Source organism: Desulfosudis oleivorans Hxd3, from assembly GCF_000018405.1.
Taxonomy (GTDB): domain Bacteria; phylum Desulfobacterota; class Desulfobacteria; order Desulfobacterales; family Desulfosudaceae; genus Desulfosudis; species Desulfosudis oleivorans.
On sequence record NC_009943.1, the window covers coordinates 802,438 to 827,044 of the forward strand.

Annotated in this window: 19 protein-coding genes and 5 tRNA genes; 20 read left to right on the forward strand and 4 right to left on the reverse strand. The window is 57.8% G+C overall.

Features of this window, described 5'->3' with window-relative positions; genetic code table 11:
- Positions 1-112: 112 nt before the first annotated feature.
- The 11 genes from DOLE_RS03490 to DOLE_RS03540 all read left to right on the forward strand — a co-directional run bounded on the left by DOLE_RS03490 (position 113) and on the right by DOLE_RS03540 (position 16,437).
- The gene (locus DOLE_RS03490) at positions 113-1,195 is read left to right on the forward strand and encodes a hypothetical protein (RefSeq protein WP_012174107.1); all 1,083 of its coding nucleotides are present in this window, start codon (positions 113-115) and stop codon (positions 1,193-1,195) included.
- A gap of 45 nt (positions 1,196-1,240) precedes the next feature.
- On the forward strand, positions 1,241-2,539 hold the full coding sequence (bioA, locus tag DOLE_RS03495) for an adenosylmethionine--8-amino-7-oxononanoate transaminase (RefSeq protein ID WP_012174108.1): 1,299 nt from the start codon (positions 1,241-1,243) through the stop codon (positions 2,537-2,539).
- Entirely contained in the window at positions 2,536-3,693 is a 1,158-nt protein-coding gene (gene bioF, locus DOLE_RS03500) for an 8-amino-7-oxononanoate synthase (protein WP_012174109.1), read from the forward strand. The genes bioA and bioF overlap by 4 nt, the downstream gene beginning before the upstream one ends.
- On the forward strand, positions 3,690-4,322 hold the full coding sequence (gene bioD, locus DOLE_RS03505; RefSeq protein WP_012174110.1) for a dethiobiotin synthase: 633 nt from the start codon (positions 3,690-3,692) through the stop codon (positions 4,320-4,322). Before bioF ends, bioD begins: the two co-directional genes overlap by 4 nt.
- Entirely contained in the window at positions 4,316-5,320 is a 1,005-nt protein-coding gene (bioB, locus tag DOLE_RS03510) for a biotin synthase BioB (RefSeq protein WP_012174111.1), read from the forward strand. Before bioD ends, bioB begins: the two co-directional genes overlap by 7 nt.
- Positions 5,321-5,731: 411 nt before the next feature.
- The gene (locus DOLE_RS03515) at positions 5,732-6,967 is read left to right on the forward strand and encodes a molybdopterin molybdotransferase MoeA (protein ID WP_012174112.1); all 1,236 of its coding nucleotides are present in this window, start codon (positions 5,732-5,734) and stop codon (positions 6,965-6,967) included.
- Between the two features lie 91 nt (positions 6,968-7,058).
- Positions 7,059-9,005 carry a molybdopterin biosynthesis protein gene (locus tag DOLE_RS03520; protein ID WP_012174113.1) on the forward strand — a complete coding sequence of 649 codons (1,947 nt, stop codon included), beginning with the start codon at positions 7,059-7,061 and terminating at the stop codon, positions 9,003-9,005.
- A 1,657-nt stretch (positions 9,006-10,662) separates the two neighbouring features.
- Complete coding sequence (locus DOLE_RS03525) at positions 10,663-11,691, forward strand: virulence RhuM family protein (protein ID WP_012174116.1); 1,029 nt, start codon at positions 10,663-10,665, stop codon at positions 11,689-11,691.
- 39 nt (positions 11,692-11,730) lie between these two features.
- A complete protein-coding gene (locus DOLE_RS03530; protein WP_012174117.1) occupies positions 11,731-12,183 on the forward strand; it encodes an archease in 453 nt (150 codons plus the stop codon).
- A 207-nt stretch (positions 12,184-12,390) separates the two neighbouring features.
- Complete coding sequence (locus DOLE_RS03535; RefSeq protein ID WP_153304346.1) at positions 12,391-15,021, forward strand: hypothetical protein; 2,631 nt, start codon at positions 12,391-12,393, stop codon at positions 15,019-15,021.
- Positions 15,022-15,060: 39 nt separating this feature from the next.
- Entirely contained in the window at positions 15,061-16,437 is a 1,377-nt protein-coding gene (locus tag DOLE_RS03540; RefSeq protein WP_012174119.1) for an O-antigen ligase family protein, read from the forward strand.
- A 135-nt stretch (positions 16,438-16,572) separates the two neighbouring features.
- On the opposite strand, the gene DOLE_RS03545 is transcribed toward DOLE_RS03540, so the two are convergent.
- The 4 genes from DOLE_RS03545 to DOLE_RS03560 all read right to left on the reverse strand — a co-directional run bounded on the left by DOLE_RS03545 (position 16,573) and on the right by DOLE_RS03560 (position 21,338).
- Positions 16,573-16,827, reverse strand: a complete 255-nt coding sequence (locus DOLE_RS03545; protein ID WP_012174120.1) for a putative signal transducing protein — start codon at positions 16,825-16,827, stop codon at positions 16,573-16,575.
- Positions 16,828-16,888: 61 nt separating this feature from the next.
- Positions 16,889-17,614, reverse strand: a complete 726-nt coding sequence (locus DOLE_RS03550) for a 4-vinyl reductase (protein WP_012174121.1) — start codon at positions 17,612-17,614, stop codon at positions 16,889-16,891.
- 21 nt (positions 17,615-17,635) lie between these two features.
- Positions 17,636-19,252 (reverse strand): fumarate hydratase, encoded by a 1,617-nt coding sequence (locus tag DOLE_RS03555; protein ID WP_012174122.1) that lies wholly within the window; start codon positions 19,250-19,252, stop codon positions 17,636-17,638.
- A 298-nt stretch (positions 19,253-19,550) separates the two neighbouring features.
- The gene (locus tag DOLE_RS03560) at positions 19,551-21,338 is read right to left on the reverse strand and encodes a lytic transglycosylase domain-containing protein (RefSeq protein ID WP_012174123.1); all 1,788 of its coding nucleotides are present in this window, start codon (positions 21,336-21,338) and stop codon (positions 19,551-19,553) included.
- A gap of 300 nt (positions 21,339-21,638) precedes the next feature.
- Between DOLE_RS03560 and DOLE_RS03565 the strand changes: the two genes are divergently transcribed.
- The 9 genes from DOLE_RS03565 to nusG all read left to right on the forward strand — a co-directional run bounded on the left by DOLE_RS03565 (position 21,639) and on the right by nusG (position 24,600).
- A tRNA-Thr gene (locus DOLE_RS03565) sits at positions 21,639-21,714 on the forward strand.
- A gap of 14 nt (positions 21,715-21,728) precedes the next feature.
- A tRNA-Tyr gene (locus DOLE_RS03570) sits at positions 21,729-21,814 on the forward strand.
- Between the two features lie 3 nt (positions 21,815-21,817).
- A tRNA-Gly gene (locus tag DOLE_RS03575) sits at positions 21,818-21,893 on the forward strand.
- 21 nt (positions 21,894-21,914) lie between these two features.
- Positions 21,915-21,992: transfer RNA gene (locus DOLE_RS03580), tRNA-Thr, on the forward strand.
- Between the two features lie 95 nt (positions 21,993-22,087).
- Positions 22,088-23,281 (forward strand): elongation factor Tu, encoded by a 1,194-nt coding sequence (tuf, locus tag DOLE_RS03585; protein ID WP_012174124.1) that lies wholly within the window; start codon positions 22,088-22,090, stop codon positions 23,279-23,281.
- A 25-nt stretch (positions 23,282-23,306) separates the two neighbouring features.
- The gene (gene rpmG, locus DOLE_RS17855) at positions 23,307-23,456 is read left to right on the forward strand and encodes a 50S ribosomal protein L33 (protein ID WP_083766514.1); all 150 of its coding nucleotides are present in this window, start codon (positions 23,307-23,309) and stop codon (positions 23,454-23,456) included.
- 48 nt (positions 23,457-23,504) lie between these two features.
- Positions 23,505-23,580 (forward strand) — tRNA-Trp (locus DOLE_RS03590).
- 79 nt (positions 23,581-23,659) lie between these two features.
- Entirely contained in the window at positions 23,660-24,052 is a 393-nt protein-coding gene (gene secE / locus DOLE_RS18545; protein WP_012174125.1) for a preprotein translocase subunit SecE, read from the forward strand.
- 17 nt (positions 24,053-24,069) lie between these two features.
- Positions 24,070-24,600: a transcription termination/antitermination protein NusG gene (nusG, locus tag DOLE_RS03600; protein WP_012174126.1), complete on the forward strand. Its 531-nt coding sequence runs from the start codon at positions 24,070-24,072 to the stop codon at positions 24,598-24,600.
- The last annotated feature ends 7 nt before the right edge of the window (positions 24,601-24,607 follow it).

Consider the following 24,607-nt stretch of genomic DNA (forward strand, 5'->3'; position numbering starts at 1 on the left):
ACCCCCATATTTTGGCGATTTTTTAAAAAAAGGAGGTTTATTCTGTTGACAGCTTCCGGTGGGATGCGCTAGAATACCCAAAAAAATGAAGCTGTTGAGGACAGGAGGGCACATGTTCCACTGGCGGGTACGGGAAGAGTTGAGCAGTGAGCACCGGCTGCGGCGCTCCTATTACGAGTTGCTCAGGGACGATCTGGACCAGTTTATCGTGGAGTGCGCCCTGATTGATTCGTATAAAAACTTTAAGAAAAAAAACGAACCCTACCCCTTTCCTGAAAAACGGGAGTTCAAGCCCAGGGCCCAGATTCCCAAGACCGAATACGAAAGCCAGAACTCTTTTCTGGTGATGTTTGTGGAAGACAGCATTCCTGAAAACTACAAGAAGTATATCCGCTTTTTTGACATCAACAAGACCACCAAGACCAACCTGATCGGCTCCAACTCCCTGCCGCTGGACAGTTTTGACAGGACCCAGAAATACCTTGATTCGGCCCGGTTTTTTAATTTTTTAAAAGACCTGATGTCCCTGGATTACGCCCTGCTGATTCAGCGGGACCCGGCCACGACTTCCACCAGCCGTTATGGGGTCACCCATTTTCACGTGCGCATCGACTGGCCCATTGACGAGGCCGCCGAAGACCTGGCCCGCTACCTGCGCTACATTTCAAAAGACCTGTATGAAAAAGGGGATGAATACGCCGAGAGCCTTCAGAAAAAGCTGTTTGAATATTACGGCTTTCCCTTCATGGTGGGGGGCAGAAGAACCGCTGCCCTGGTGGCGGCCCAGTTCTTAAAACGGCTGCCCTGCATCAGCACTGTGTACGTGGCCAGCAGCGAGGCCCGGTATGTCACCCGCATGTCGGAACGGGGGATTTACAAGACCGCCCTGGTGAAGCTCTCCAAATCCGTCGTCACCAACCTAGCCAATACCAACAACATGACCCTCAAGGACTTTACCGACAATTATGTGATTGCCGCCGAGGGCCGGTCCAGCGTCTGTATCCTTCAGGTGTTTTACATGTTCACCGACCCGGCCAGGGAGCCGGCCGACGGCAAGCTGCGTACCCTGAACCCGGCGGCCCCGTGGCTGACCGTGGAAAGTCAGCACATTCTGCCCAAGGACTTTAAGGCCGGCAGAAGAAAGTGCTCCCCTCTGCCCATCAATCTGATCTACACGGAATCCAACAATTCATAACCGTCTGCCATCGCCCGGACCGCGCCGGCCCGGGCAGGAAGTTCCATGCACCACACACAATCCATGCTAGACTTCGACAGGGCCCACATCTGGCACCCCTACACCTCCATTGGCAACCCCCTGCCGGTCTACCCGGTAAAACGGGCCGAAGGATGCACCCTTTTTCTTGAAGACGGCCGGGAACTGATTGACGGCATGGCCTCGTGGTGGACCGCCGTTTTCGGCTATAATCATCCGGTACTCAACCGGGCCGTCACCGGCCAGCTTGAACAGATGGCCCACGTGATGTTCGGGGGCCTGACTCACCGGCCCGCCGTGGAGCTGTGCCGGCGGCTGCTGGGCATCTGCCCGCCCGGCCTTGACGCGGTGTTTCTGTGCGATTCCGGTTCGGTGTCCGTTGAAGTGGCCATCAAGATGGCCATTCAGTACTGGTCTTCCGTGGGCCGGCCGGAAAAACAGCGGCTGGCAGCCATCCGTTCCGGGTATCACGGCGACACCCTGGGCGCCATGTCGGTGTGCGATCCGGTCACCGGCATGCACCACCTGTTTTCCGGCATTCTGCCGGCCCAGCTCTTTGCCGATATGCCCCGGTCTCCGTTTGAAGGTCCCCTGGACGACAGGGACGTGCAAAACCTGGAGCAGCTGCTGGCGGCCCACCACCGGGAGATCGCGGCCCTGGTCCTGGAACCGGTGGTGCAGGGGGCCGGGGGCATGCGCTTTTATTCCCCGGCGTACCTGGCCATGGCCCGGCAGTTGTGCGATCAATACGAGGTGCTGCTGATCTGCGACGAGATCGCCACCGGGTTCGGCCGCACCGGAAAACTGTTTGCCTGCGAGCATGCCGGTATATCGCCGGACATTCTGTGCGTGGGCAAGGCCTTAACCGGCGGGTACATGACCCTGGCCGCCACCCTGGCCTCTGAAAAGGTGGCACGCGGCATCTCTTCAGGCGATCCCGGCCTTTTCATGCACGGCCCCACCTTCATGGGCAACCCCCTGGCCTGCGCCACGGCTGTTGCCGCCATCGACCTGTTGCACACCTTTGACTGGCAGGCGGCGGTAACGGGAATGGAGGCGCGGATGAAACAGGGGCTTGGGCCGTGCGCCGATATGCCGGGCGTCCGTGAGGTGCGGTGCCTGGGCGGCATCGGCGTGGTGGAGACAAAAGAGCCGGTGGACACGGCCCGGGCCCAGACCCTGTTTGTGGAGCGGGGCGTGTGGGTCCGGCCTTTCGGCCGCCTGATCTATATCATGCCGCCTTACATCATCACGCCTGAAGCACTCTCCCGGCTTACCACGGCCATTTGCGAAGTGGTGGCCCTTCTACCGGATTTACAATCATGAGCAAGCTTGATTTTGTTGAAGCAGAACTTGAAAAGCGTCGGGCCGCCAGCAGGCTTCGTACCCTTCGGCCCGTTGCGCCGGCAGACGGGGCCGCGGTGACAATCAACGGGGCCCGGCTGCTCAATGTCTGCTCCAACGATTACCTGGGCCTGTCGTGCCACCCGCTTCTTGTCGAACGGGCTCAGGCGTTTGCCGCCCAATGGGGTGCCGGCGCCACCGCCTCCCGCCTGGTCTGCGGCAACTATACCTGCTTTGACCGGGTGGAAGAAAAACTGGCCCGGCTCAAGCAGACACCGGCCGCCCTGGTGCTGAACTCCGGCTACCAGGCCAACACCACCCTGCTGCCGGCCCTGTGCGACAGAGATTCGTTGATCCTGTCAGACCGTCTCAACCACAACAGCATTATCATGGGGTGCCGGCTGGCAAGGTGCGCGGTCACCCTTTTTGACCACAACGACCCGGCCCACCTGGAAAAACTGCTGGTTGAAACCGCAAACAGGGGGTTTTCCCGCAGGCTGATCGTTACCGAGTCGGTGTTCAGCATGGACGGCGACTGCTGCGACATGGACGCCCTTGCCGGCCTGGCGCAGGCCCACGACGCCCTGCTCATGGTGGACGAGGCCCATGCCACCGGCGTGTTCGGGGAACAGGGCATGGGCCTGACCTGCGGAAAACCCGTTGACGTGGTCATGGGCACCTTTGGCAAGGGGTGCGGCAGCTTCGGTGCCTATGTGGCCTGTTCGTCGGCCCTGCGCGATTTTTTTGTCAACCGGTGCGCCGGGTTCATCTATTCCACCGGCCTGCCCCCGGCGGTGCTGGGTTCTATTGATGCGGCCCTGGACCTGGTGCCGGCCATGGATGCCGAGCGGCAAACCCTGCTGGACAACGCGGCCCATCTTCGCGTCCGCCTGGCCACTTTCGGGTTTGACACCGGGGCATCCTCTTCCCAGATTCTTCCCGTGATCGTGGGGTCGGAACAGGCGGCCCTTGATCTTTCCCGGTTCCTGGAAGGCCGGGGGTTTCTGGCAGTGGCCATTCGGCCCCCGTCCGTACCCGAGGCCCAGTCCCGAATCCGCGTTTCACTTTCCGCCCTTCATACCCGCGCCGATGTGGACCGTCTGGCCGATGCCTTTGGCGCATGGAGGCGGCCATGAAACGCGGCGATTTTCCTTTGCGGCTCTTTGTCACCGGCACCGACACCGGCGTGGGTAAGACTGTGGTGTGCGCGGCCCTGATGGCGGGCCTGAAAGGGGTTTACTGGAAGCCGGTGCAAAGCGGCGCAGTCGAGGGCACGGACACGGCCTTTGTCCGCCGGGTCACCGGCCTGGATGACAGCCATTTCCGGCCCGAGGCCTGTGTGTTTGACGCCCCGGTGTCGCCCCACCTGGCCGCGCAAATGGAGGGCCGGAAGATCGATGTTGACGGCATCGCGGTGCCGCCGGCAGACCCGGACACCCCCCTGATCATGGAAGGGGCAGGGGGCGTGATGGTGCCCCTTGACGACACTCGGCTGATGCTGGACCTGATGGTCCGCATCGGGGCCCCGGTGCTGGTGGTGGCCCAGAGCCGTCTGGGCATGATCAACCACACCCTGCTGACCGTGGATCGCCTGAAACAGTCCGGCATTCCGGTGTTCGGCGTGGTGATCAACGGCGCGCCAAACCCGGAAAACCGAAAGGCCGTGGAGCATTACGGCAAGGTGGCCGTGATCGGCCAAATCGAGCCCATGCCGGATATTACTCAGGCCTCCCTGAAGGCCTGTTTTGAAAGGTTTTCATGGTGACCCAGACAATGCTTCACCCCATACAGCTGACCGACACTGCCCGGCGGATACAGGCCGGAGAAACCCCGGACGACGACACCCTGCTGTCGCTGATCCGCATGCCGGATGACCGGACGTTTTTGCTTTTTCCCGGCGCCGACCTGCTGCGGGAGCATTTTTTCGGCACATCGGTGCATCTCTGCGTGATTCGCAACGGCAAGTCGGGCCGGTGCTCGGAGGATTGCGCTTTCTGTTCCCAGTCTGTCCGGGCCAAAGCCGATATTGACGCCTATCCCCTGATCTCCGAAATCGACCTGGCCGAGCCGGGCCGCCGTCTGGAATCCACGCCGGTAAACCGTTACTCTGTTGTCACCAGCGGCCGGGGCCTTTCTTCCGCCGAGGTTTCAACCGTCAGCCGGGCACTGGCCGCCATCGACACCACCGCTGTTTCCACCTGCGCCTCCCTGGGCATTCTGGACCCCGGGCAGCTGGCCATGCTTCGGGATGCCGGCGTCACCCGGTATCACCACAACCTGGAGAGCGCGGAAAGTTTGTTTGCAAACGTCTGCACCACCCATACCTACGAAGAACGGGTCCAAACCGTGAAAGCGGCAAAGGCCGCCGGCCTGTCGGTCTGCTGCGGCGGTATCTTCGGCCTGGGCGAAACCGATGACCAGGTGGCGGAACTGGCCTTTGCCCTGCGTGACCTGGATGTGGATTCCGTTCCGGTCAACTTTCTGGTGCCCATCAAGGGCACGGCCATGGAAAAGGCGAGCCGCCTGACCCCGCTGCGGTGCCTCAGGATTATCGCTTTTCTGCGCCATGTGCTGCCGGACAAAGAGATTATTGTCTGCGGCGGGCGGGTGCATAACCTGGGAGATCTTCACCCCCTGGTGTTTTACGCCGGGGCCAGCGGCATCATGACCGGCGACTACCTGACCACCAGCGGAAGAAACCTGGCCGATGACCTGGCCCTGCTGGCAACTTTGGGCATGACGCCAAGGGAAAAAGCGGGTTGACGGGCGCTGAAATCAAGGCGGCACATGAGTTTCGATCCCGATCCCGATTTCGATTTCGATGGGAGCCCTTTTTGAACATATTGACTGTTTAAATTCCTGTTTTTGAGGATAACGGACCGGTACGAATAAGGTTGAAAAGTTGGCGGGTCTGTATAATGCTGAAGCCGGACAATAAGGCCATTGCGAATTAAGGTTAAGAATAAGAGCAAGAGTAAAAGGGTGTAGGGGCGAACCTTTGTGTTCGCCCATCAAGGAGCGCAGCGCTCCCCCCGTCATTGCGTAGCGACGAAGCAATCTCCTCCGCATATGTACAAGATTGCTTCGCGGCCCTGTCCCGCCCTGGCGGGATCGCAATGACGCTTTACATATTTTTACATCATGCCGGACGACTGAACCGGCAGTAGGTTTTGAATGAAAGAAGAATTTTTCAGCGTGGTGACACCGGAGACGGTGTTTTCCCATATCGAGCGGTTTTCCCCCGTGGCAACCGAACAGGTTCCCCTTGACCGGGCCCTGGGACGGGTGGTGTGCGAGAATATTTGCGCCGGCGAAAACATTCCGGGATTTGACCGGGCCGTGATGGACGGGTTTGCCGTGCGGGCCGCTTCCACCTTTGGCGCCTCGGAACTCAATCCCGTTTACCTGGTACTCAAAGGCGCTGTTGTCATGGGCCGGGTGCCGGACCTTGCCGTGGGGCCGGAAGAGGCTGCGGCCATTGCCACCGGCGGCATGCTGCCCCGCGGCGCGGACAGCGTGGTGCCCAGGGAGTTTACCCAGATGGTGGACGAGACCACGGTGGAGGTGCACAAACCGGTGGCCCCCGGTGCCCACATGGTGGCCGCAGACGAGGATTTTAAAAAAGCAGACCGTGTCATTGCCAGAGGAACCCGGCTGCGCAGCCAGGAGCTGGGGGTGCTGGCGGCCCTGGGCATCGTGTCCGTGCCGGTTTACAAAAAGCCGGTGGTGGCTGTTATCCCCACCGGAGACGAGGTGGTGGCCGTGGAAGAAACGCCACCCCCCGGATGCATTCGCGACGTGAACACCCACACCCTGGCCGGCCTGGTGACCCAGGCCGGAGGCTTGCCGGTGTTGTATGACCTGGTGTCCGACGACAGGGATGCCCTTCGAAACGTCATGACAACGGCCCTGGCGGACTGCGACATGGTGCTGCTGTCCGGCGGCAGTTCCGTGGGGGCCCGGGATTTTACCATTGCCGCCATGGAGGACCTGGCCGGGGCCCGCGTTTTGGTCCACGGCATCGGCATGCGGCCGGGCAAGCCCACCATTCTGGCCGAAGTGGAACAGAAAGCCGTATGGGGCCTGCCCGGACAGGTGGCATCGGCCATGGTGGTGTTCATGATGATCGTCCGGCCTTTTGTGGAGCATGTCGGCGGCGCGGCAGCGGTGTCGACCCGGCCCGGCCGGCGGGTTGCGGCCCGGCTCTGGCGCAATGTGCCGTCGGTTTATGGCCGCATCGACTATGTCCGGGTCAAGCTGGTGGAAAAGGAGGATGTTCTGTGGGCCCAGCCGGTTTTTGGGAAATCAGGCCTGCTCAACACCATGACCTGGGCCGACGGCGTCATTGAGATCGACGCCGACACCGAAGGCCTCAATGCCGGCGAAACCGTGGGCGTGGTCCTGTTTTGACCGTTTTTTTCGTTTCGATGTGGAAAAACAAAAAAGGCGCTATCCTGATATATTGAAAATTGTTTCAGGCAAAAGTGCAGGAAGATATCAAATGCCAGACTATTCAACCAACATATACTTAAAGAAAAAAAGCCTCACCGAGGCCCGGACCCTTCTGTTTGAAAAATTTGCGGCCCTTATGAAAACCGCCGCCGCCGAAACCGTTCCCACGCCAAATGCCGTGGGCCGGGTTTTGGCCCGCGGCGTGCCGGCCCTGCGCTCTTCTCCGGCCCATCACCTGTCCGCCATGGACGGCATTGCGGTAAAAGCCGAGCAGACCTTCGGCGCCGGCGAGACCACTCCCAAAACCCTGGCCGTGGGCAGGGAAGCCTTTTTTGTCAACACCGGCAACCTGCTGCCCGCCGGCACCAATGCCGTGATCATGATCGAGGACGTTCACGTGATTGACGACGCCACGGTGGAGATCCTGGCCCCGTCCTTTCCCTGGCAGTATGTGCGAAAGGCCGGGGAAGACATCGTGGCCACGGAACTGCTCTTTCCCACCAACCATGTGGTCACCCCCTATTGCGTGGGCGCTTTGCTGGCCGCCGGCGTGACATCGGTGTCCGTGCGCAAAAAGCCCCGCGTGCTGATCCTTCCCACCGGCAGTGAGCTGGTGGACTGGGAAGACAAAACAGACCCGGCCGGCCTTGCGCCGGGAAAGATTCTGGAATCCAACTCCTACATGCTGGGGGCCCTGGTCCGTGCCTGCGGCGCCGAACCGGTGCGCCACCCCATTTTGCCCGATGATCCGGACACCATTGCCCAAGCCCTGAAAAAGGCCGTTGACGACGGCGATTACCAGGCGGTGATGCTGGTCGGCGGCTCATCAGCCGGGGCCAAAGACTATTCATGGATCGTGATCGACCGCCTTGGGGAGGTGTTTGTTCACGGCCTGACCATCATGCCGGGAAAGCCCCTGATCATCGGTGCTGTTTCAACGGTGCCGGTGTTCGGCATGCCCGGCTATCCCGTGTCCGCCGTGGTCTGTTTTGAAGAGCTGGTCCGGCCGTTGCTGTGCCGGATGCAGGGCCTGCCCGTGCCGGTGCGAAAAACCGTTTCCGCCATCCTGGCAAAAAAGACCGCTTCAAAGCTGGGCGTGGAGGAGTTTCTGCGGGTCAAGCTGGGCAAGGTGGACGACATTGTTATTGCCACCCAGTTGCCCCGGGGGGCCGGATCGGTCACCTCCCTGGCCGATGCCGACGCCTTTGTGAGAGTGCCGGCATCCACCGAGGGCATGGCCGAGGCCCAGGCCGTCACCGCCGAGCTGCTGCGGCCCCTGTCCGACATCGAGCAGACCGTGGTGGTGGTGGGCAGCCACGACAACACCCTGGACGTGCTTTCCGACATGATCGCGGCCCGGGGCCTGGGCTTCAAGCTGGCCTCCACCCACGTGGGCAGCATGGGCGGGCTCATGGCCGTTGCCAGGGGCCGTTGCCACGTGGCCGGCAGCCACCTGCTGGACGAAAAGACCGGTGAATATAATATTTCCTACATTCAAAAACACCTGGCCGGCATGCCCGTCAAACTGGTCAAGCTGGTCTCCCGGGAACAGGGCCTGATGGTGGTGCCGGGCAACCCCAAAAACATTTCCGGCATCGCTGACATCGCCCGAACCGGGGTCACCTTTATTAACCGCCAGGCCGGTTCCGGCACCCGGATCCTGCTGGACTTCAAGCTCAAAGAGCTGGGCATCGACCCCGGGGCCATTGACGGTTACGCCAATGACGAATATACCCACATGTCCGTGGCCATTGCCGTGGCCAGCGGTGTGGCCGACACCGGCCTGGGCATTCTGGCCGCGGCCCGCGCCCTGGGCCTTGATTTTATTCCCGTGGTCTCCGAAGAATACGACCTGGTCATTCCGGCCCGGTTCTTTGACCTGCCCGGCATCGCCACCCTGCTCAAAGTGATTCAAAGCCCGGCCTTTGCCGAACGGGTCAACACCCTGGGCGGCTACGGCACCCACAACACCGGCAAGGTGATTGATCTGGGCTGACGCCTTCTCCGTTATCCCCAACTTGCCTGCTGTTATCGAAATCGCTATCGCTATCGGGATCGAAATCGATACCGGCTGATCGCATCCTGACGGCTTAACTTCCATGCGTCATTGCGAGCGCAGCGAAGCAATCTTTCCCGCACACCAACGTCCATTCTTATTCCTCCTTATCCGTGTACTTTTCTTTAAAAGAAAAGTACCAAAAGAATCGCCCCAGGCAGCTTGGCCACGCCGCAGGCGTGGCTTCCCTCGCTCAAATAATTTTTCGGCGCGGAAATGAACTCGCGCCGCTTGCAGCGGCACTCAAACAACATTTCCGCTCTTCCCGAAAAATCATTCTCGCTTCGGCTACGCTGCAATGGGGCATAAAACGCCTGTCTGTCCATCTTTACAGCAACGGGTAACACGGGAAACTCGCGTCACGACGTATAATAAATAGCCCCCTTTTCTGTTGACATCTCAGTATCATAAAATATAGAGTTTTTGGGAATGAGGGGAGGCAGGCGTTTTACGTCACGACACACAATCTATGTTAAATGTGTTTTCGAAACAATATAATAAAAATACTAAAAAATACTAATAATATGGCGATATTTTCTTTCATCGGGGGAAGTCTACTTTTACTTATAGGCATCGATGAATGTTTAGACTGGATCAATGGAGAACCCTATGTTTTTTGGTTTCTTCACATTCCAGGTGGATTGTTGATGCTTTTTATTGGCTATAGAATTAAGAAAGGAAATCCAAATAATTTCATTTGTAGTTCTTGTTTTAAGGTATCATTTAAGCACCAACTTAAACAGAATAAATGCCCCCACTGTAATGGTCAAATTGAACTTCTTGACGGTTTTTATGATAGACACCCAGAAAAAAAGTAACACATACTTTATAAAAGGCTAACATTTAACAAGCTGCTGCTCTCCGACGCTCGTTCCTCGCGCCGGAGAGCAGCGACGTTAAAAAAATCGAGCGAAGAGGACTAAATTGTTATTCTTTGTGAAAGCACCAGCCTGGGAAATTTTCGTTATTTTATTATTACCCTATGTTCTGTCGTTTTTTATTCTTTCAATGCCTCAAGATTCTTCCATTCCTTTATTTTACCTAAAAACAATGATTTTGCTTGGCATATGGGTTTATTTGTCCTGGCTGTATAGTATTGGATCATTGATTCATGAGCGATATTCAGAGTTTGTAAAGCCACCTATAAAGCGCTTTAGGTTTTGTATGACTTATAATTTTGTTTACTCTTTTTGTTTTATTTTTGGAATAATTCCATTCGAAATATTGATGCCATTTCATTTAGTTGATTTTGTTACTATGATTTACAGCCTGTATTTTATATCGAAACTTATTATAACAGTGGGAAAAAAACGAAAAGTTAAGGTTCAAGATTACGTCGGAACGCTAATGTTTGCATGGCTATACTTTATCGGTATATGGTTTATTCAGCCGAGAATAAATAGACTATTCTTATCCAACGATACTTAACCACGGGTGACACGGGCAACTCGTTGCCCGTGCCCAAAGGGCAAGAGGAATTGAGGGGATTGAATAAAAACAGCAAATTGGGTGGCATTTTTCTGTTTGAAACGATGAGCTATGAACTTGAGGGCAGCCTGATTAAGGAAGATCTCAAGATCGTGGAAGGGAAAACAGCGTGACGCAATCATCCGGCACCTCCGAAATTGTCTTTTATCAGACCGAGGATGGCAAGATAAAGATAGACACGGTTTTTCAGGATGAAACCATCTGGCTGACCCAGGCAAAAATGGCGGAACTGTTTGCCGTCAATGTTCCCGCCATATCCAAACACCTAAACAATATATTTGAAGAGGGGGAACTGCAAAAGGAGGCAACTGTTTCCAAAATGGAAACAGTTCAACAGGAAGGCAGCCGGCAGGTGACCCGGACCAGGGACTTCTACAATCTTGATGCCATTATCGCCGTGGGTTACCGGGTCAATTCCAAAAGAGCGACTCAGTTCAGAATCTGGGCGACCCATATCTTAAAAGAGTACATCATCAAAGGTTTTGCCATGAATGATGACCGCCTGAAACAGGCGGACCGGTGGGACTACTTTGATGAATGGCTGGAACGTATCCGTGACATCAGGGCATCGGAAAAGCGGTTCTACCAGAAAATCCGTGATATTTACGCTACTTCTATAGATTACGATAAACACTCGGAACAGGCGCAGATTTTTTTCAAGAAGGTGCAAAATAAAATGCTCTGGGCCATTACCGGCAAAACCGCCGCCGAAATTATCGAATCCCGCAGCAATCCGGACAAACCCAATATGGGACTGACCTCATGGCGGGGTTCCACAGTCAGAAAATTTGATGTGGGTATTGCCAAGAATTACCTGAAGGCAGATGAGATAAAAGACCTGAATGAGATCGTGACCATGTATCTGGATTATGCCGAAAGGCAGGCCCGGCAGAGAAAAACCGTGACCATGGAACAGTGGTCGGGCAAACTCGATGCCTTTCTGAAATTCAATGAGCAGGAGTTGCTGACCCATGCGGGAGCAGTGAAGGCGGAAGTCGCCAGAAAAATCGCTGAAGACCGATACGAAGCGTTTGATAAAAAAAGAAAAACAGCCGAGGCCCGGGCTGCGGATAAGGAAGATTTAAAGGAGCTGGAAGAAATCGAAAAAAGGCTTCTTGAAAAGCGACATAAGAAATAAATCGTTCAAAAGACATCCGGAGTTCAACATCTCACACTCATGACACAACCCTCATCCCCAAAAAATTCTTCAGAGCCCCCGGTCTACCGCTACCTGGACCATACCGCTGATCTGCGTGTGGAGATTTTCGGCCATGACCTGGCCATGCTGTTTGAAAATGCCGGGTTTGCCCTGTTTGACATGCTGGCCGATTCTGCCGGCCTTTCCGGCGGCGAGGAAGGAGAGATGACGGTTGAAGGCGAAGACCTTGCTGACCTGATGTTTAACTGGCTGCGGGCGTTGCTTTGTTTCTGGACGGTAAAGGGGCGGCTGGTGGTGTCGGCCCAAATCGTGGAGATCAGTGAAACCCGGCTGGTGGCCCGTGTGCGCAGCGACAGATACGATGCGGATCGCCATTGTCTGAAAACCGACATCAAGGCCGTGACCTACCATGACCTGACCGTTGAGCCGGTGGAAGACGGCTGGGTGGCGCGGGTGGTGTTTGACGTGTAATCCATTTACCATGAAAATCCGGATTGACACTCCGAATTTTCATGGAAAAGGGATCAGGTCTTATTTTAGAGATCTTCCCGATACCCATTCCTTTGCCGTGTCAGAAAACGGTTCAATCCTTATAGTCAATCAGTTATACTCTTCAGGACAGTCCGGTTGCTGCCGAATCCTTATGCCGGTTTTCAGTTTTTACCTATGGGAGGTGCCGTGAAAATCATAAGACGTGCCACGATCATGCTTTTTGCCGGTATGCTGCTGCTGCCGGCGGTATCCCGTGCCGGGAATTTCTGCCTGCCGGAACACTATTTTACCATGGAGGAGATCAGCCGGTTTGCCCCGGCCCGGCAGTCGTCGGCCGCCATTGACGGGTTCTACAATCCGGCCGGGGCTGCTGAACCGGGGTATGCCGACCTGGGCTGGCAGTTTCTTACCACAGCCGAGTTTTCGCCCATGGCCGGCCTGGGCATCGGGCTGCCCACGCTTCTGGAGATACCGGGGTTTGACCAGATGGACGGCCTGCTGACCCATTTCGGGGGATTTCTGGCCCTGGCCCAGTTCTGGGTGGACCTGGAAAACCAGGACCCCATGGCCCAGATGAAGCTGGCCAAGTCCGGTGCCTTCTGGGCGGTGGGGGCCCTGCCGCAGCACATGGTATCCAGGGCGGTAAAGATCTCAGCCATCGGCATCAGCCTGATCGACTATTCCCTGACCACCCTGGGCACCACGGCCATTGCCGGCAACACTGAATACTGGTACCGCGTGTACAAGGCATATTATGACGACCAGTACGGCCACCGGGTAGAAGACATGGCCAAGTGGGAAAAGCTGATTTTTGAGACCTACCAGGGCGATTTTGAAAAGGCCCTTACCGAGGGGCTGATGACCTTCTGGAATGATGTGTGGCGCCACTCCTACGAAGCTTCCGGCCATGCCCATGCCGAACCCCTGCCCGAAGCCAAACAGCAGATCCGGGAGGCCTACCTGGCCGAAATCCTGCCCACGCTGAAAAACTATTTTCGGGTCCAGCGGGAAAAGGCCCTGCAGAAGGTCCGCTTCGAGGTCCAGTATGCTTACGATTCGTTCAGGGAATACATGGACCACGCCTTGAAGTTCCAGGGCGTGGTGCAGACAGACGGGGGCGCGCCCCTGCCCGGCGTGACCGTGGATCTGCCCGGCGCGTCGGCGGTTACCACCAATGCCAACGGCGTTTATCTGCTTTCCGTCAAAACCTGTGACCTGGTGTCGGCCCTGACCCAAAGCGGCGCTCAAAATGCCGTGCTGCGGGCCGCCTTTCGGCCGGACCCGCCCCTGCCGGGAAACGCGGCCGTGACCCGCCAGGTGACATTGACCGGTTTTGACCGCTACCTGCCCAACCGGATCAATATTGTCTATACCGTTACCGACTCCCGGCTGGATATCGCCAAAACCCGGATTGAAAACAACCGGCGCTGGCGTCTGAAACCCACGGTGCAGGACGACCGGGGCCAGTCCTTGACCGAGGGAACAGTGACCCTGACCGCCGAAGGCGGCACATTTACGGGCGGCAACGGCCAGGCCGGGCAGATCACCCTGCCGGCCCGGGGCGGCACCACCCTGTGGCAGGTACCGGAAACACAGGCGCTGCCGGTGTCCCTGGTCGCGACATACAGCGGCCATGTGTTTGCCGACGGCCGCCTGGTACGGCCCTGCCAACAGACCTTTCAACTGCCCCAGTCCCTGGAGATACCCACCTCGGTGAGCCTGAGCGCGGTCAAGCCCGATCCGGCGGGCCTGGACTCCACCATCACCATTACGGTAAAAAGCGTTGACGGACAGGCGCCGGCCACCGGTCAGCTGGAGATCACGGCCGCTGCCGGCCGGTTTCTTCAGACCGGCACCGGCCGGGTGTCGCTTGCCATGGCCGGTGAAAAGCAGTCCGTGGTCTGGCACCAGCCTGACAACCTGGACGCCCGGGTGACAGTGGCGGCTGTTTATCAGCCGGACCCGGACGCCGATATTCAGTACCAGCCCAGCCGGGCCGCCATTTCCGTGCCCATTGTGCTGCCCGTGGAAACAGCGATTGACACGGTTGTCACGCCCCTGGACAGGGACAACAATCTCTGGTCTGTCTCGGCCGTGGTCAGCACCCGTTCAGGCGATCCGGTGGGCGTGGGCGCCATGCGTGCCGAAGCGTCGGCCGGAAGTTTTGACGGGGGTGGCGCCAACCGGCTGATGGACCTGGCCCAGGTTCCGCAGCCGGTCCTCCGGTGGCAGGGCCCGCCGGACACCACGGCCATGGTTACCCTGACGTACTACGGCGACGGCCTTGCCCCCGATTCAGGCAACCGGGACTTTCTGGGGTCGGTCCGGCAGGTCAAACTGCCGCCGGAAACCGACACTCAGCCACCGGTCATTGTTTTTTCCGGGGCAAGGGACGGGGCGGTATATACCACGCCCGTGACCGTACGGGCAAAGGTGACCGACAACACGGACAAGCCGGTGACGGTCCACGCCTTTCACAGTTTTAACTATAACCCGTCCGGCGCGTTTCCTGTTGCCGGGCCGGACAACAGCGGCGCTTACAGCGGGGCAGCCACGTTCAGTGAGCCGGGGCGCCACGTGGTGGATGTGATGGCCACGGATGCCGCCGGCAATGGAGCCCGGGAAGTTCTGGCCTTTATTATTGAACCGGTCCAGCCCCCCAAACCCGAACCGGCCAAAGCAGACAAACCCGGGCCGGAAACACCGGACAAAACGCCTGTAACGGATGAACCCGAAAAGCCGGACACCGGCAAAGAGAATGACGAGCCCCAGGAAGCGCCCATGGTGTTTTCTCCCTATGGCGGTATCTATGATTAACCGTCCGGCGAACCGCAGCAGCAACGAAAAATAAATGGTATGTTCAACGACAGCCGCATAACATTTCTCGTTTTTCTGACAGTTGCCTATCCGGCCTGGGCCAGGGGCGGTACCCCCCCGGCATGGCTGCCGCCCCTGGCCGCTTTTGCCGTGCTGTTGCTGTTCATGACCTGGGCCAATTTCAGGGTTCGCCCGGTGCCGGCCGCGCCCCGTCCGGCAAAAGATCAGGTTCTTTACGGCTGGGCCGTGCTGCTGATGCTGGCCGCTGTTCAGTGGCTCAATGCCGGTCGTTATCCAGTGCCCGGTTCATCCGGACAATGGGCCTACACCCTGCCGCCGGTGCCGTTTCTGCCGGGTGCGGTCACGCCTGAAGACGGCCGGATGGTGTTGATCTGGTTCCTGGCGGCCGCGGCCGTTATACTGGCTGTCCGTTACGGCCCGGCCCGGCCGGACTTGTTAAAACGGCTGGCCTGGCTGATCCCGGTAAACGCCCATCTTCTGGTGGCCATCGGCCTGGTTCAGCGGGCTTTTGACGCACAATCGGTTTACGGGCTGATTCCCATGGAAGGCCCGTTTTTTGCCGCCTTTGGCTATGTCAACCATGCCGGCACCTTTTTCATGGTCCTGTTTTTCTGGACCGCGGGATGGGCGTTGTATTACCGGCAACGCCGCCGGCCCAAAGCGGCCCTTGCGTGGGCGCTTCTGCTGGTGCCCTGCCTTGTTGCCGTGCATGCCACGTCGTGCCGGGCCGCCATTCTGATGATCTGGATAACGGTGGTTGCAGCCCTGCTGGTGTGGGTGGTACGGCAGTCCTTTCGAATGACTGCGAAAAAGAGGGGCCTTGCATTGGTTCTGACGATTATTTTGCTGGCAAGTGTGTGGGTCGGGGCCGTGGGGCCGGATGCCGGGCCGGCGACAAGGGCGGCCCAAAGCGCCAAAACATGGCTGGCCGCGGCCGACGGCACCCTGGCCGGGCAGTGGACCGACCGGGCCTGGCAGGTGAAAAGCGCCTGGCGCATTTTTTTGGACTATCCCCTGCTGGGTGCCGGGGGCAACAGCTACCAGTATTTTGCCCCCCTGTACATCAAGCCGGGTGAGGCCCCCCGGCGTCATTTGCCCGGCCGGGCATTTGTTCATAACGACCCGGTGCAGTTTCTGTCTGAATTCGGCCTTGCCGGTGCCGGATGCATGATTGCCGTGCTGGCCGGGCTTTTCGCGCCCATTGTCCGGCAAAGAAAAAAGGTCCCCCTGTTTCTGTCCGTCCCCCTGATCGGCGTGTTTTTTGCCGGCCTGCACAGCCTGATCGACCTGCCGTTTCGCTGCCCCGCCGTGCTGGTCTTCGTGGCCGTCATTCCGGCCCTGGCCGGCCGGTATGCAGTGTTGCAGGCCGAGAGCATCCCCCCTGTCCACCATTGACAATTAACCGTTGAACATTAACCATTGACCATTCGGACCCGCTCATCGTAAATGGTCAATAGACAATTGTTAATTGTCAATTGTCAATTCACAACAACAGCTTTTTCTTTGATAACAATAAGTTACCCGCTTTGGTCAGGCGTCAGCCGGCTTGTCGTTCCATGGGAGTTCTTCAGGCGCGGCACTGCGCCACTCTTCAATTATTTTTTGTGCTTCCGGAAAGTCCGCCTCAGAAACACGGATGACGCCCCACCCATATTGAGACTGGAAAAGGCCATCATAGGCGGTGTCGTGAAACGATTTTATTTCCGCAGGTATCCCATGTTCCGCCAACACCGCCTGGAGGACACTGGCTTCTGCTGCATTCTCAGGCTTCATTAAATCTTTCATGGTTTGATTCCCCACATTTTTGATGGCCGCGCAACGCGGATATTGCGCTTTTATAAAGTGGTCACTCTTCAAACAGATGAAACACGCATTTTTCCGCGCCCATGGCGCTGCAGGCCACCTCTTTGACGCGGATGGTTTTGCCCGAGATGGTGCCGGCGTAACCGGCCACGATGCCGGCGTAGAAGTGGCAGACCGGGGTGGGGGAGGGGCCCAGCCACCGGGCCTCCTGGGAGTTGGATAAAAAGACCTGCATGGGCGCGGCGCTAAAGTCAAAATCCAGGTGGCCCCAGCCCCCTTCGTCGGTGATCAGGCGGGACATCATGTTCATGGTTTTGGTGAAAAACTTCGCCATGAGCGGGTCGGTGCGCACCTGGTCCAGGATCTGGCTGTTGGCGATCAGGGGCACCAAAAACGAGGGGGCCCACCGGCCGCCCTCCAGGGCACAGGTGACCTCCCACGTGCAGAGGGCCACACCCATGTTGTACAGGGCTGCTGCCTTCTCTTTTTCATCCAGGTGGTCGGCCAGGGTGGTGTGCAGCAGGTGAATGATCTTGGCCCCGGCCATGATCTCTTCCACGCCGCCGATGCCGATGCGGCCGGCGGGCAGGTCCACGTCGTGAATATCAAAGGCAGTGGCGCCCATGTAAGCCCGGGGCAGGACCATGAGTTTTCGGGAAAGAAACGGGGCGTTGGCAAACGGTTTTAAAAACAGCCTGACCAGCAGGGGGTGGCGTTCAAGAAACCCGATAAGACCCAGCAGCAGTTTGATCTGAAGCCGTTTGTCCATGCGCGTTCCTGTTTGTTGGTATCAGCCTGCTGCCAGGTTTTTGAAAAAATCGTTTCCCTTGTCATCGGTGATGAGAAAGGCGGGGAAATCCTTTACCGTGACGCGCTGTACCGCCTCCATGCCCAGTTCCGGAAAGTCGATCACCTCGATGCCGGTGATGCATTCTTTTCCCAGAATGGCGGCAACACCGCCGATGGTGCCAAGGTAGAAGCCGCCGTTGGTTTTGCAGGCGTCGATCACGGCCTGGGACCGGTTGCCCTTGCCCAGGGTCACCAGGGCGCCGCCGTGGGGTTGAAAAGCCGTGACATAGGGGTCCATGCGGGCCGAGGTGGTGGGACCCAGGCTGCCGGAGGGATACCCTTCCGGGGTCTTGGCCGGGCCGGCGTAGAGAATCATGTAGTCGGTCATGTAGGACGGCAGGGGCTTGCCCGCGTCAAGCATCTCCTTGACCCGTGCGTGGGCAATGTCTCTGGCCACGATGACAGGGCCGTTTAACAGCAGGCGGGTGCCCACGGCAAGGCGGGAGAGGTCGTTTCTCACCTCGGAAAGAGGCCGGTCCAGGTCGAGGCGCACGGCATCGCTTTCTTTGGCCTGGGGTGTGGGAAGGTATTGGGCCGGATCGGTTTCCAACTGCTCGACAAAGATGCCCTCTTTGGTGATTTTTGCCTTGAGGTTGCGGTCCGCGCTGCAGCTTAAGCCCATGCCGACTGGGCAGGAGGCCCCGTGCCGGGGCATGCGGATCACCTTTACGTCGTGGCAGAGGTATTTGCCGCCGAACTGGGCTCCCAGGTTTAGACCCCGGGAAATTTTGAAAAGTTCTTTTTCCAGATCCCTGTCCCGAAAGGCGTGGCCGGAGGGGCTGCCCTTGTCCGGCAGGGTGTCCAGGTAGCCGGCGGACGCCAGCTTGACGGTTTTTAAGACCGCCTCGGCGGATGTGCCGCCGATGACCACGGCCAGGTGGTAGGGCGGGCAGGCGGCCGTGCCCAAGTGGGCGATTTCGGTCTTTAAAAAGGCCAGAAGGGCCTCGGAATTTAAAACAGCCTTTGTCTTCTGAAACAAAAAGGTCTTGTTGGCCGAGCCCCCGCCCTTGGCGATAAAAAGGAACCGGTAGGCGTCGCCTTCAACGGCGTAAAGGTCGATCTGGGCCGGGAGGTTGGTTTTTGTGTTGGCCTCGTCGTACAGGGTCAGGGGGGCCACCTGGGAGTAGCGCAGGTTCAGCTTCCGGTAGGCGTTGAAGATGCCTTCGCTCAAGGCCGCCTCGTCGGAAAACCCGGTCCACACCTGCTGGCCCTTTTTGCCCATCACTGTGGCCGTGCCCGTGTCCTGGCAGATGGGAAACACGTAACCCGAAGCGACAACGGCATTTTTTATCATCTCCAGGGCCACGTAGCGGTCGTTGGCCGAGCTTTCCGGGTCGGTTAAAATGGCTGCCGTCTGTTTCAAATGGGAGGGCCGCAATAGATGGGAAACTTCCCGAAAGGCGGTTTCGGCCAGCAGCACAACACCGGCCCGGTCGACCTTGATCACCGGTGTTTTTTCAAAGGCGGCGGTTGCCACATGGTCCGCGGTCAGCAGCCGGTATGCGGTGGTGTCCGGCCCGGTGGGAAACATCTCCTGAAAAGAAAAAGAGGGCTCCATGATACGGTCCTTATTATTTTGGATCTTCTCCAATTTAGTGGGTGCGAAGGGTTCGAGGGTCCAAGGGAATTGAATCATTGGTGAATGATGTCCGAATTTCAACCCATAAACCGAACGTTCGGGAACTCATCAAGTCCCTGTTTATCGTTTTTTACTTGACCACTTGAATCCTTGAATCCTTTAAAACCATCGGCTGCACTGAAAATCATGCAAGTCTTTACTACCACTAATAGGGAGGTGAACCGTTATTTTAAATATTCCACAAGTTGTTTGAGCGCACTGGCAGGATGCACGCCGGCTACTCCAGGCAGACCTGCTGGCCCGGATAGATGGTGCTTCGCGTACTCAGGTTGTTGATCTGAAGAAAGCGGTTTAAGGGAATGTTGTGGCTTCTGGCAATGGTAAAGGGGCTGTCGCCGGCCCGTACCGTGTAGGTTTTACCGTCGCCGGCCGCGGTTGCCGGGGCCGCGCCACCGCCGGGGATTTTCAGGACCTGGCCCACGCGCAGGCTGGTCCCGGACAGGCCGTTTAACCGCTGAATAGCGTTGACCGTGGTGCTGTAACGGTTGGCAAGAATCCAGAGCGACTCACCGCTTCGCACCCGGTGGCTCGCCGGTATTTCCGAGGCCTTTTCAAATTTCTGGGTCTTGGTGGCCACCCAGTTGCTGGAAAGGGGAATCTTGAGAATTTTGCCGGCCACGATGAAGTTGCGTTTGTAAATATTGTTGGCCCGGGCGATGTTGGAGACCGAGGTGCGGTATCGCCGGGCAATGGTGGACAGGGTCTCGCCGGACCGGACCCGGTGGTAGGCAAACTGGGTCTGGGCCGGTTCGGTGACGGGCAGAGAGTTGATACTGGCCACCACTGCTTCCGATTTTTCCGCGGGCACCCGCAGGGGGTAGGCACTGGGCGGCAGGATGTTCTGGCGCAGCTCCGGGTTCAGCTCGTTGAGCAGGTCGTAGGCGATGCCGGTTGCCTCGGCGATTTTTTTCAAATGGACCTGGCGGGCGGTTTCCACCACTTCGTAGGAGATCGGATCTTCCGGCACCACCGTGTCCATACCGTATTTTTCCAGGTTGGAAACGATGTGCAGGGTGGCCAGGAACCGGGGCACGTAACGGGCCGTTTCCCGGGGCAGCCGGTGGTAGAGGTCCCAGAAGTTGTCCAGGTAATTCACCCGCTGGTCCCGGATCACCTGAAGCACTTTTCCTTCGCCGCAGTTGTAGGCGGCCAGGGCCGTTGCCCAGTCGCCGAAAATTCTGTGCAGGGCCGTGAGGTAATCAATGGCGGCGTCGGTGGCCCGTTCCGGGTCCAGCCGCTGGTCCACGTAAAGGTTGCGCTCCAGGCCGAATTTGTATCCCGTGGAGGGGATGAACTGCCACAGCCCCAGGGCACGGGCCTTGGACAGGGCGTTGGTTTTGAAGCCGCTTTCGATCAGGGGCAGCCATGAGAGTTCGGCGGGCAGCCCGGCCTCGGCCAGTTTTTTGAGAATATGGGGCCGGTATTTTCCCGAACGCTGGTAGGAGGCGATAAAAAAAGACCGCTCCGGGCCGGTGGTAAACAGGTCGATCTCTTTTTGCACTTCCCGGTTGATGGTCACGGGAATGGCGTTGTGGGCTCCGTTGACCACGGTGGTGCGGGAGGTGTAGATCTCCAGGATCCGTTTTGAGATCAGAAACCGGATATCCTCCTTCTGCTGCAAGAGCTGGACGTCGCTCTCGACATCCCCTTTGAGCATCAGGGCGTATGCCTGGTCCAGGGCCTGAATGGCGTTGTCAAACTCCCCCTTCTGCCAGAAGTCCTGGGAAACCTTGCAGAGGTCCAGTGCCTCGTCCATGGCTTTCTGGGTCTCATTGACTTCGCCGGCCGGTTCCGTGGCCTCCAGGATCTGGTCCGGGGCCTCGGCGGACAGGGTGACGTCCACCGGACCGTCCACCGCCTCGGCGGTGTCGGCTTCGCAGACGACCGGGGTTTTTCGTGTAAACGGGAAACCCCCTGTTTTTTCAGATAAAGTTGACAGACACCCCGTGCCTGTCAGGGTCAGAATCAGAATGAATACAACGCTTTTAAAAACGGGTCTGGGCATAAAATTGCAATCCTTAAAGGAAGTTTGAATCTTCTTTTGTGTTTTTTGTTTGCAAGCCTTTTATTTTTTCATTATATTATCTAGTTTTCGCGGGCCGGAATGTCAAGAAAAATAGGTGGTCATGCCCGTAAGCGGCCCCTTCCGGGAAAACGGCCCGGAAAAGAGTGGAATGGACGGGCGAAACATCGGTGCAGGCGCGTTGGGGTGTCTGCAAATTATCTGCCAAAAAACACTTGACAACCGGGAATTTATCCAATAGGATTTTCAGATTTAATAAATGGCGCAAACCTAGCCGGTTGTGCCAGCGTAGCTCAGCAGGTAGAGCGGCTGATTTGTAATCAGTTGGTCGGGGGTTCGAGTCCCTCCGCTGGCTCCAGAGGGGATGTGTGCGGTGGGGTTCCCGAGTGGCCAAAGGGAACAGACTGTAAATCTGTCGGTATACACCTTCGGAGGTTCAAATCCTCCCCCCACCACCATTTGCGGGAGTAGCTCAGTTGGTAGAGCATCAGCCTTCCAAGCTGGATGTCGCGAGTTCGAGCCTCGTCTCCCGCTCCAAAAGGCTTTTGGTGTGGCAATGCCCACGTAGCTCAGTAGGTAGAGCGCTTCCTTGGTAAGGAAGAGGTTTCACCGGTTCAATTCCGGTCGTGGGCTCCAGCCGCAACCCGTCGGTGGAAGGCCGAGGCGCTGAAATTAGAGAAATAAATTAGGATCAGAATCAAAAAGCGTTTAACCAGATAGGGGGCAGCATTATGGCAAAGGCAAAGTTTGAGCGAAAAAAGCCGCATGTAAACGTAGGTACGATCGGCCATATCGACCACGGCAAGACGACGCTGACCGCGGCGATCACGAAGCACTGCAGCCTGAAGGGCTGGGGCGAGTACGTGGCGTTTGACAAGATCGACAAGGCGCCGGAAGAGCGCGAGCGCGGTATCACCATTGCGACGGCCCACGTGGAGTACGAGTCGGATACGCGACATTACGCGCATGTGGACTGCCCGGGCCACGCGGACTACATTAAGAACATGATCACCGGCGCGGCCCAGATGGACGGGGCGATCCTGGTGGTGGGCGCGGACGACGGTCCCATGCCCCAGACCCGTGAGCACATTCTGCTGGCGCGTCAGGTGGGTGTGCCCAAGATCGTGGTGTTTTTGAACAAGTGCGACATGGTGGACGACGAGGAGCTGATCGAGCTGGTGGAGCTGGAGCTTCGGGAGCTTCTGGATAAGTATGATTTTCCGGGGGACGACACCCCGATCATTCGGGGCAGCGCGTTGAAGGCCCTGGAGAGCGACGATCCGGCCAGCGACGAGGCCAAGTGCATATTTGAGCTGCTGGCGGCCCTGGACTCTTACATTCCGGTTCCGGAGCGGGATACGGACAAGCCCTTCCTGATGCCCATTGAGGACGTGTTCAGCATTTCCGGCCGTGGCACGGTGGTGACGGGCCGTATCGAGCGCGGTATCGTGAAGGTGGGTGAAGAGATCGAGCTGGTGGGTATTCGGGATACGGCCAAGACGGTGTGCACGGGCGTTGAGATGTTCCGGAAGCTTCTGGACGAAGGCCGCGCCGGCGATAACGTGGGCCTGCTGCTGCGGGGCACCAAGCGCGACGAAGTGGAGCGGGGCCAGGTAGTGGCGGCGCCCAAGAGCATTACGCCGCACACCAAGTTCAAGGCCGAGGTATACATTCTGAGCAAAGAGGAAGGCGGGCGTCATACGCCGTTTTTCACCGGGTACCGTCCGCAGTTTTATTTTCGTACAACGGACGTGACGGGCATTCTGAGCCTGCCGGAGAACGTGGAGATGGTGATGCCGGGCGACAACGTGACGATTACCGGTGAGCTGATCACCCCCATCGCCATGGAAAAGGAACTGCGGTTTGCCGTCCGTGAGGGCGGGCGTACCGTGGGCGCCGGCGTTGTCAGTGAAATTATCGAATAGAAGCAGCATATAAGGGAGTTGATCAGTGAGAGTCATCATATCACTTGCGTGTAGCCAGTGTAAAAGGCGCAACTACTCGACGACAAAGAACAAACGGACGACACCGGACAAGTTGGAGCTCAAGAAGTATTGCAGGTTCTGCCGCGAGCACACGATGCATAAAGAGACAAAGTAGGTTGAGCGCAGGCTCTTTACGCGGGCCGCGGCATTGTCTGCACAGTGCAGGCCAGTAGCTCTAACGGCAGAGCGTCGGACTCCAAATCCGGGGGTTGGGGGTTCAAATCCCTCCTGGCCTGCCAACTGTTTTTTAAACGAAAAAGCGCACACGATCTGAGGCGACCAGACGGTGTGCTTTTCATGTTATGAAAAAGAGGGATCATGGGGCGCATACTGAAGAAAAAGGATCCGCTGAAAAAGAAGAAAAAGACCGATGTCGACGCTTCCGGTAACGCCACAGCCGACGGTTCCCAGAGCAAGCCCGCCGTTGGCGCCAAGCTGGTTTCCGGTGTTACCGTGAAAACCGGCAAGGGGCAGATCGGCTCGTCGGGCGTTGCCAAAAAGATCGGCGGCATGATGGAAACCGGCCGCATGGGCCGGGCCGTTCAGTTCCTTCGGGAAGTGAAGGTTGAGCTGAAGAAGGTCACCTGGCCGACGCGCCAGCAGACCATTGGCTCCACGGCGGTGGTATTGCTGCTGGTGATGATCATCAGCGTGTTCCTGGGATTGGCGGACCTGGTCCTGGGCCGGTTGATTCAGGTGATTCTCAATTAGATGATGAGGACGGTATCGTGGCGTTAAAATGGTATGTGGTGCACGTTTATTCCGGCTTTGAAAACAAGGTCCAGAAGTCCCTGGAGGACCGTATCGCATCGTCCGGCTGCGCCGAGAAGTTCGGCGAGGTGATCGTGCCCACCGAGCAGGTGGTCGAGCTGGTCAAGGGCAAGAAAAAGGAGTCGTCGCGTAAGTTTTATCCCGGATATATCCTTGTCCAGATGGAACTTGACGACGAAACATGGCACGTGGTGGCCAACACGGCCAAGGTGACCGGTTTTCTGGGCGGCAAGAACAAGCCGGCGCCGATCACCGACCAGGAGGCGGACAAGATCCTGGAGCGGATCGAGGCGGGCAAGCTGAAACCCCAGCCCAAGTACTCTTTTGAGGTGGGTGATGAGGTGCGGGTGACCGAAGGTCCCTTTGCCACCTTCAGTGGCCTGGTGGAGACCGTGAACCAAGAGAAGGGAAAGCTGCGGGTCCTGGTGAGCATCTTCGGGCGTTCCACGCCGGTTGAACTGGATTTCATGCAGGTTGCGAAACTATAACAGGTTT